The sequence below is a fragment of the Ligilactobacillus salivarius DSM 20555 = ATCC 11741 genome, from assembly GCF_001435955.1.
Taxonomy (GTDB): Bacteria; Bacillota; Bacilli; order Lactobacillales; family Lactobacillaceae; genus Ligilactobacillus; species Ligilactobacillus salivarius.
In genome coordinates this window covers 1-8969 of sequence record NZ_AYYT01000034.1, presented here as the reverse complement: position 1 = coordinate 8969, position 8969 = coordinate 1, and the positions used below count along the sequence as shown (strand labels likewise).

Genomic DNA, 8969 nt, shown 5'->3' with positions numbered 1-8969 from the left:
TTGTCTAACAATTGTAAGGCACTTCATCCTCATCCTTTTGGGTGGGGATTTTTATTTGGAAAATTCTGTAAAATAAAGATTTTCTATAATATTATAAAAGAGGATACATAAGAGTAATGCTACATTAATTTTATCGTTTAGTTTTGGATACAATAAATGAATAAGAAAGCTATTTATAGGAGAGAATAAAATGATAAGAGAATTTCAGATATCAGACACTCAGATAGTTATGCAGTTATGGCTTGCGGGAAATGAAGATGCCCATTCTTTCATTGCTAAAGAGTATTGGAAAGCTAATTTTGAAGAAGTGGAAAAACAATTATTGAAAGCTGATATTTTTGTTTATGATTTAAATGGAGAAATAAAGGGATTTATTGGACTGATGGATGAATATATTGCAGGGATTTTTGTTGATAAAGCGTATCGTTCTCAAGGTATTGGTAGGCAACTTTTGGAATATATAAAACAATTGCACAGTACATTGTCATTAAATGTGTATCAAAAGAATAAACGTGCATTAAGATTTTATCGTGAAAATGGGTTTACTATTGTTTCTAAGCAGAATGATGAACATACAGGGGAAATTGAATTTACGATGATTTGGAATAAAAATAAAGTCGAATAAATTCTATTTTTTAGCGAGAAAATTTTTGAATTGCGTATATTATTATTAGCACTGAAAAATGGGGGATAAATTATGAGTACAGTAAATATGAAAAAATTAAAGAATCTAACTCAATATAATTTTACTGCAACTTTTATTAAAGCAGATGTAATTGTTCGTGAAAGAAAATCAAGTAGCTTAAAAAATATATATCCAACTGTATTGTTAAAGAATGTATGTTTAGCGGATACTGGAGAATTAATCGCTAAGTATTATTGGTTGGGATATGGAAAAAGTCTAGCTAAACTTGGAAGGTTAACGTCAGGTACGCAATTAAAATTTGAAGCAAGGCCAGACATTAATGTTTTAGGAAACAAGAATAATGGAGATATTGCATCTTTAATTGCATGGCCAAAAAACTTTCGAAGGTTAGATAAAGCCTATCAATATCAAGCTATTCCGGAAGATAGTCATCAATTAACGGGATGTATATTATCTGGTAAACAACAAGAATATAATGAATCTGAACAATGGTATTTGGATCAATATGAGTTATGGCGAGAAGAAAATGCAGATGAATTAGATACTCTTGTAGAAGAAGTACCAGCAATAGATGATTATCAAGATATAAAAGTGGAAGATGTTTTAGATGATAAACTAGAAAAGTATGCTGTCATAAGATCGGAAGAATTATCAGATAGTGAAAATAGAAAATACGTAATAATTGACAGAGAAACAAAGAAAGTTCTAGATGATAATAATAGTTTGGGCTATCTAAAAGTTAAAGATGCTTATGAAAGCTATGAACATCGCCTAAATAATGCTAAAGAACGTTATCGAAAACGTCGTGCATTAAGCTGGTTATTGAATCATGCTGATTTTGATAAGAAATTATTGGAAATTTATATTGAAATAACTGATAAAGGCCAATGGGAAGGTTATATCAGTTTCGATAAAAAATTAGTTGAAGATTTGTTGTTACAAGGAAACCATACTCATTTAGAATTTACTTCTAAAGATTTACTTGAAGTTTGGTACAAAGGATAAGAGAAAGAGACACAAGAAGACCCTAACTCAATTGCGAGTTAGGGTCTTTTAATCATCTATTAATAATTATTTGTTAACAGCATCTTTCAAGCCTTTACCTGGTTTGAATGCAGGAACTTTAGATGCTGGAATTTCGATTTCCTTACCTGTTTGTGGGTTACGACCCTTGCGAGCTGCACGTTCACGTACTTCGAAGTTACCAAAGCCGATGATTTGTACTTTCTTACCATCTACTAAAGCTTCTTTAACTGTTTCTGTGAATGCTGAAACAGCTGCTTCTGCTTCTTTCTTAGTTGTACCCATCTTTTCTGCGATAGCTTCTACTAATTCGTTCTTGTTCATTAATAATCACTCCCAATAAATATAGGTATTAGGGCTATAAAACCTTAATCTTCTGCAATTGTACTATATTCAAATGTGTTTTTGCAAGGGCTTTATAAAAAAATTACAAGAATCTAGAAATTAAAAAGTAAAAATTAAGTAAATTTTATCAATTAGCTTTTATATAGGGCTTTCTATCATATTAATATGAACAAATGATTAAAGAATAATTGTTTATTAATTAAAAATATGTTAATATAAAAAATAACTTTTAGAAGAAGGAGATGAAGTGCATGGAAAAGTTGCTAGGTGAAAAACGCCGCTACAAGCTTTATAAAGCTAAATCTAAGTGGGTGGTGTCAGCGATTATTACTATTTCTGGAGTTACATTTTTAGTGACAAGTCCAGTTTCTAACGCTCAAGCCGATACCGTTACTGGTAGTGAAAGTGTAAAAACAGAAGCTACTCAGGCATCAAGTTCGAGTGTGCAGAATAATACGACAGCTCAAACAACTGTTACAACTAATAGTAATAGTTCTAACAATGTTTCTAATGTTCAAACTGATACCGTAAAAGAAGCAGCAACGAGCAATGTTGATTCAGTAGCTAGTCAAAATCAAGCTACAACAGCTCAACAGGCTAAAACTACTGCTGATACTGCTGATCAGACAGTACCACCAACAACCTATAAAGACCATGTCAAAGGAAATGTTCAAACTGCATGGGATAATGGCTATAAAGGACAAGGTATGGTGGTTGCTGTTATTGATTCTGGTGCTGATACAAACCATAAAGATTTCTCTAAAGCTCCTGAATCTCCAGCAATTTCTAAGGAAGATGCTGACAAGAAGATTAGCGAGCTAGGCTACGGGAAATATACTTCAGAGAAATTCCCATTCGTATATAATTATGCGAGTCGTGACAACAACTGGGTTAAAGATGATGGCCCAGATGCATCAGAACACGGTCAACACGTTGCTGGTATCATTGGTGCTGACGGCCAACCAAATGGCAATGAACGCTATGCAGTAGGGGTAGCACCTGAAACACAGTTAATGATGATGCGAGTATTTAATGATCAATTTGCTGATGAAAATACTGATGATATTGCTCAAGCAATTTATGACGCAGTTAAATTAGGTGCTAATGTAATTCAAATGTCCTTAGGTCAAGGCGTCGCAGCTGCTAATTTGAATGATGTAGAGCAAAAAGCGGTTGAATATGCAACTCAACATGGTGTATTCGTCTCCATTTCAGCTTCTAACAATGGTAATTCGGCAAGTGTTACTGGTGAAGAAGTTCCTTATGAACCAGGTGGAGCAGACGGAAACTTTGAACCATTCTCTAGTAGTACGGTAGCTAATCCAGGTGCATCGCGCAATGCAATGACAGTTGCAGCTGAAAACTCGGTTGTAGGTGCTGGTGATGACATGGCAGACTTCTCTTCTTGGGGTCCTTTACAAGATTTCACTTTGAAACCAGATGTATCAGCTCCTGGGGTTAGTGTAACTTCAACAGGGAACGATAATCGTTACAATACTATGAGTGGAACTTCTATGGCTGGTCCATTTAATGCTGGGGTTGCAGCTTTAGTAATGCAAAGATTAAAATCTACTACTAACTTAAGTGGAGCAGATTTAGTTCAAGCTACTAAAGCTTTAATCATGAATACAGCTAAACCAATGACGCAACAAGGATATGACACTCCAGTTTCTCCTAGACGTCAAGGTGCTGGTGAAATTGATGCAGGTGCTGCAACAGAATCTCCAGTATATGTTGTGGCAGCAGACGGCACAAGTTCTGTATCTTTGAGAAAAGTTGGAGATTCAACTCAATTCGCACTAACATTTAAGAACTTATCCGATAAAGATCAAACATATACTTTTGATGATTTTGGTGGTGGATTAACTGAAGTGCGCGATGCTGATACAGGAACTTTCCACGATGTTTATCTGGCAGGAGCACATGTCTATGGAAATAAGACAGTAACCGTTAAAGCTGGACAAAGCGCAACTTATAATTTCACATTATCTTTAACAGGTTTGAAAGAAAATCAATTAGTTGAAGGTTGGTTGAGATTTGTAGGAAATGATGGTCAAAATCAATTAGTAGTTCCATATCTCGCATATTATGGTGATATGACAAGTGAAGATGTATTTGACAAAGCTGCTAATCAAGAAGGTACAGTCTATGGTGGTAACTACTTTGTTAATGAAGACAACTATCCAAGAGGGATAGCTGATGAAAATTCCTTAAAGGCTTTAGTAAATCTTGAAGGTAATTATAATTGGCAACAAGTTGCTAAATTATACCAAGATGGAAAAGTTGCATTCTCACCAAATGCTGATGGTAAGAGTGACTTATTAAAACCATATGCCTTTGTTAAGCAAAATCTAAAGGATCTTAAGGTTGAAGTGTTAGATAAGAATGGAAAAGTTGTTCGTGTAGTTGCAGATGAACAAGGTCTGGATAAGTCTTACTATGAAAGTGGAGTTAATAAAGACGTAACTTTATCAGTTTCAATGCGTAATAATCCAAATACTTTGGCTTGGGATGGAAAAGTATACGATGATAAGACTGGTGAAATGGTAAATGCAGCAGATGGTGAATATACATATCGTTATGTTGCTACTTTGTATAATGATGGTGCAAATAGGGTTCAAACAGCTGATTATCCAGTAGTTATCGACACAACAGCTCCAGTATTATCAAATGTTAAGTATGATGCTACGACACATACTTTAAGCTTTGATTATAAAGATACAGGATCTGGCTTTACAGATTATTCTTATGCAGTAGTTAAAGTCAATGATAAGACATTTGGCTATAAGTTAAATGATGGCAAGAATTCGAAATTCTTAAATGCAGCTAAAACATCAGGAACATTTAAAGCCGTATTAGATAGTGATACTTTAGCAGCACTTACTGCAGCTAAGAATGCTTTATCAGTTGCAGTTAGCGATGTAGCTGATAATACTTCAACAGTAACCTTACTGGTAAATGGAAACAATGATGCAACAACTAAAGTATCTGTTTGGAATGCAACTAATGGATTAGAACTCGATCAAAGTTCCCCAGATTATCAAGCAGCAACTTCAACTTATAACTTACGTGGAAATGCAACATCTGATTTCTATTACAATGGTGCATTAGTTCAAGGTGATAACAGTGGTAATTTTGTGGTTCCTGTAAGTACAAGTGATACTGCGGTTGTCTTCACATCAGATGCAGCTGGTAAGAATGTAGTATATAAATTGAATACAGCAACTCCAAAGGCTGTTTTTGCATGGCAAGTAAATAATACTGTTAAAGAAAACTTTGGTATTGTTTTAGATACAGTCGTAAGCAACAACAAGGATGATGTAGTCGTACAAGCAGCGGTTACTAAGGGGGATAATGTTGAAGCTTATGCACGCGACTACTTCACAGGTGCAGTATATAAAGCAGATGTAAAAGATGGATTAGCAACTTTCCACGTAAAAGTAACTAATAATAGTGGTAGAACTGTATTATTAGGATGGACAGAAGTTGTAGGACCAACATTTAATGATGTTCAAAGAACTTCTGCAAATGGTGTTTATTTGGGTGTTGATACAGATACAGAGAATCCTACGCCAGCACCAGCCTTTACAAGTGCTGACCAATTAGGAACAAATGTTGTTCAAGAAAAAGCTGATTCTGCTACAATTGGTAATCCAGGAGATTTGCCAGGACACAGTCTAAAGGATCTAACAACACGTGCAGATGCTAACCCAGATATCCACTTTGACTACTTGAAAGATAATGATTACAACTGGGTAGGAGCACAAGCTGTTAAAGATGGTGTATATAATCCATCAACACAAGTATTTACTTTAACAGGTAAGGTTGATCCAAATGTCAAATCATTGGTGGTATTGGGAGATAGTTACAATGAAGATGATCCTGTAAATAAGGTTAACTTAAATAGTGATGGAACATTTAGTTTCCAATTCCATACAGCACCAACTTCACAAAGACCTGTTGCTTACATCTATACAAAAGATGATGGTTCAACAACTAGAGGTACAATGGAGTTAATCTTAGATACAGTTCTTCCAACACTCAGCTTAAATAATGTGGCTAATTTACAACTGGATAGTAATGGTGATTATCAAGTCTACACTAATAATAAGGACTTTAGTGTATCTGGAGAAGCTACTGATAATTTAGACGGATATCGTTTCTTCTTCAATGGAGATAATGATTATCGTGAATTCCACAATTCTGGTGTGAACTTTGTTACTGAAGCACATCAAGATGGAAGCACAGTAACTAATCCATATCCAGCATATAAGTTCAGCAAGACATTTAACTTAGCTGATGCAACTGGCGAAACAACACACGTATATACATTGAGTGTAGTTGACTTGACAGGTAATACTGTAACTAGGAAGTTCTATGTTCACTATCAACCAGCTAGTGATACAGTTAAGACTGTAACAACTGATAAAGATGGTGTAACCAAAGTTCTAGTAGATTACAATAACAATACACTACAAGTAAAAGATAGTACTGGTAATTGGGTAAATGCTACTGGAGTCGAAGCTGCCAAGGATTACCGAGTAGTTAATGAATATGGTAATGTGGTATTGTTACTAAATGTTCTTGCAGATAAAGAACAAGACAATAATAAAGTACAAGTTAATGAAGTTACAAATAATAAAGTAGAACAAACAGTAGTAACTAAGACTGTTTCAAATAAATCTGTAGCTAAAGTGGGCAAAAAAGCTGCAGAACCAGTAAAAGTATTACCACAAACTGGTGAAAATAACAGTAAATCTACTTCTGTTCTAGGTGCAGTCTTAGCCTCAATCGCAGGATTCTTAGGTGCATTAGGCTTAAGACGTGTTAAAAAAGATTAATAAGTAATAACAAAGTGTCATTTGAGATATGAGTGAATCTCGATGACACTTTTTTGTGTGGGAAAATTATTTAAAATGTAGGCACTATGAAGATGTAACACAAGATAATATTGTTCAGTGGCAAGCGTGATATTTTAAAAGAAAGTGGAGAATATCTATAAACGAACTCAATCATTTCAAAGAATATTTAATAGACAAAAATTTCATGAAAAAGATATACTATTATTGAAACATGGATTGTACGAATGAAATTGATGAAGAATAATTCCGATATGACATACAGAGAAACACACAAATTAACTAATAAAATATACGGTTATGAGACGTTTTTTATAAATAAACTAAAAAATGGAGATGATAATAATGTTGGGTAATTTTTGGGGAAAAAATGTTAGAATTATTGATGATGAAGGTGTTGAATGGAAAGGCTTCGTAAGAAGTGTTGAAACACCAGCAGATTCTGAAGATAATCAATGGTGGTTAGACGTAGTTAATGTGAATAAACCTGGTTTTGAGACGGGTCTTATCATCTCAGAAAGTGAGATAAAGAAAATAGAAGTTATATAGCATACCATTGAAAAAGTAGTTACTATTAAGCCGCAAAAGAAAAAGAGGCGTAAGTAAGTTATGGAAGATATTGGATACCTTTATTTTAGTCAAGACGACTATAGTTTTATAGAAGAACATTTTCCTGATATTTTTGCTATCTGTGAACAATATGTATCCAGTCGTGAACCTGATATTGAATTAACAGTGACAGATTCACAAACAGATATGATTGATAACAAAGTTTTAATGGCTATTGGGAGTAGTGCCATCGCTCCCCAAGGAAACCCGTCATCAGAGGCTATTGAACTTGAAGCAATTTGGGATAGAGCATAAGGATGTGGATAGTATGGATGATAAGATTACAGTACGTGTAAAGGGTGTAGATTATTCTGGAAATGCAGATGATCCTAGAATGCATATAACACTTAATATAGATATTTTTGAAGAAACACGATTTGATAATATGAAATTAGTAGAAAAGTTAGCACGTAAAGTAAATGAGATTAAATTATAACATTCCAACCTGAGTAAGTCGTTAAACTACTTTTTTTGTATGCAATCAATTAGCGTGGAGTGTTCCACGTAAAATAAAAATGTAAAGTTGATCCGGTAGTTTCTAGTATTGCAGCACATATGAAATAAAATAACAACAGTATTGAGGCAATATATTTGATAAAATGTTAAAAGTTAAATAAAATAATGTTGTACATAACTCTATGGAAAGAAGATGATATCATGGCAGAAGAATTACCAAGCTACAAGACAGAATTAATTTCAATCGAAAATTTGGAAAAAGACTACTATGAAATAAAGATTAAAAAACCTAATGATATGAATTGGGTGGCAGGTCAATACATGAGACTAGGCTTACCTACTAAAGAAATTACAGAAAAGAAAAAGTTACGTGCATTATCATTTGCTTCCTTACCTGAAGATGATGTAATCTTGCTAGGTACAAGAACAGGTAAAGAAATCAGTAACTTTAAACAAAATCTTTTAACTGTACAACCAGGTGAAGAAGTAGAAGTTAAGGGTCCATTAGGCCAATTTACACTTCCTGAAGATGAAAACCAAGCATTAGTGTTTTTTGCTGGTGGGGTAGGTGTTACACCTATTAGAGCATTACTTGAAAAACTAGCTAAAGACAAGAGTGAACGTACGATTAAATTTGTATATTCATCTTTGGATTATTATTTCTACAAAGAAGACTTTGCTGAATTTAAGAAATCATTACCAAATGCAGAATTTATTTTTGTTCGCGATGAAAATGATGTAGATAGAGAATTAACAAAGTTGACAAGCGAACTAGCTAATGATGCGTTATATTATGTATCTTCTTCAGAAAAGATTGTAGAAGCTGTAAGTCAATCGTTGCAAGATAAGGGAATTGATGCTGAAAACATTAAGCACGATATCTTATACGGATACTAAAATTATATAGATACGCAAAAATCTCTAAATATACAATGTGTATACTTAGAGATTTTTTCTATATTTTTTTAGAAATTGGTAATTTAATAACAATTTGGTGGAAATCTCCTTACTTTAGTGAGGGGATGGATAGC

General features: G+C 33.9%; 8 protein-coding genes. 7 read left to right on the top strand and 1 reads right to left on the bottom strand.

Annotated elements, in window-relative coordinates:
- Positions 1 to 190 precede the first annotated feature (190 nt).
- Both FC55_RS09460 and FC55_RS09455 read left to right on the top strand, forming a co-directional pair.
- The gene (locus tag FC55_RS09460; protein WP_003699256.1) at positions 191 to 625 is read left to right on the top strand and encodes an N-acetyltransferase; all 435 of its coding nucleotides are present in this window, start codon (positions 191 to 193) and stop codon (positions 623 to 625) included.
- Positions 626 to 697: 72 nt separating this feature from the next.
- Complete coding sequence (locus tag FC55_RS09455) at positions 698 to 1651, top strand: hypothetical protein (RefSeq protein WP_003699255.1); 954 nt, start codon at positions 698 to 700, stop codon at positions 1649 to 1651.
- Positions 1652 to 1717: 66 nt separating this feature from the next.
- Here the strand turns inward: FC55_RS09455 and FC55_RS09450 are convergent, their stop codons facing one another.
- Positions 1718 to 1993, bottom strand: a complete 276-nt coding sequence (locus tag FC55_RS09450; RefSeq protein ID WP_003699254.1) for an HU family DNA-binding protein — start codon at positions 1991 to 1993, stop codon at positions 1718 to 1720.
- Positions 1994 to 2265: 272 nt separating this feature from the next.
- Between FC55_RS09450 and FC55_RS09445 the strand changes: the two genes are divergently transcribed.
- The 5 genes from FC55_RS09445 (at position 2266) to FC55_RS09425 (ending at position 8835) form a co-directional block, all read left to right on the top strand.
- Positions 2266 to 6855 carry a S8 family serine peptidase gene (locus FC55_RS09445; RefSeq protein ID WP_003699252.1) on the top strand — a complete coding sequence of 1530 codons (4590 nt, stop codon included), beginning with the start codon at positions 2266 to 2268 and terminating at the stop codon, positions 6853 to 6855.
- 363 nt (positions 6856 to 7218) lie between these two features.
- On the top strand, positions 7219 to 7422 hold the full coding sequence (locus FC55_RS09440) for a hypothetical protein (protein WP_035149306.1): 204 nt from the start codon (positions 7219 to 7221) through the stop codon (positions 7420 to 7422).
- Between the two features lie 60 nt (positions 7423 to 7482).
- The gene (locus tag FC55_RS09435; protein ID WP_003699246.1) at positions 7483 to 7737 is read left to right on the top strand and encodes a hypothetical protein; all 255 of its coding nucleotides are present in this window, start codon (positions 7483 to 7485) and stop codon (positions 7735 to 7737) included.
- A 13-nt stretch (positions 7738 to 7750) separates the two neighbouring features.
- Entirely contained in the window at positions 7751 to 7918 is a 168-nt protein-coding gene (locus FC55_RS10050; RefSeq protein ID WP_003699245.1) for a hypothetical protein, read from the top strand.
- Between the two features lie 221 nt (positions 7919 to 8139).
- Complete coding sequence (locus FC55_RS09425; RefSeq protein WP_035149303.1) at positions 8140 to 8835, top strand: FAD-dependent oxidoreductase; 696 nt, start codon at positions 8140 to 8142, stop codon at positions 8833 to 8835.
- Positions 8836 to 8969 lie beyond the last annotated feature (134 nt).

Coding starts and splice junctions, on each gene's coding strand:
- FC55_RS09425 (WP_035149303.1), top strand. CDS start 8,140: ATGGCAGAAGAATTACCAAGCTACAAGACAGAATTAATTTCAATCGAA.
- FC55_RS09455 (WP_003699255.1), top strand. CDS start 698: ATGAGTACAGTAAATATGAAAAAATTAAAGAATCTAACTCAATATAAT.
- FC55_RS09440 (WP_035149306.1), top strand. CDS start 7,219: ATGTTGGGTAATTTTTGGGGAAAAAATGTTAGAATTATTGATGATGAA.
- FC55_RS09460 (WP_003699256.1), top strand. CDS start 191: ATGATAAGAGAATTTCAGATATCAGACACTCAGATAGTTATGCAGTTA.
- FC55_RS09435 (WP_003699246.1), top strand. CDS start 7,483: ATGGAAGATATTGGATACCTTTATTTTAGTCAAGACGACTATAGTTTT.
- FC55_RS10050 (WP_003699245.1), top strand. CDS start 7,751: ATGGATGATAAGATTACAGTACGTGTAAAGGGTGTAGATTATTCTGGA.
- FC55_RS09450 (WP_003699254.1), bottom strand. CDS start 1,993: ATGAACAAGAACGAATTAGTAGAAGCTATCGCAGAAAAGATGGGTACA.
- FC55_RS09445 (WP_003699252.1), top strand. CDS start 2,266: ATGGAAAAGTTGCTAGGTGAAAAACGCCGCTACAAGCTTTATAAAGCT.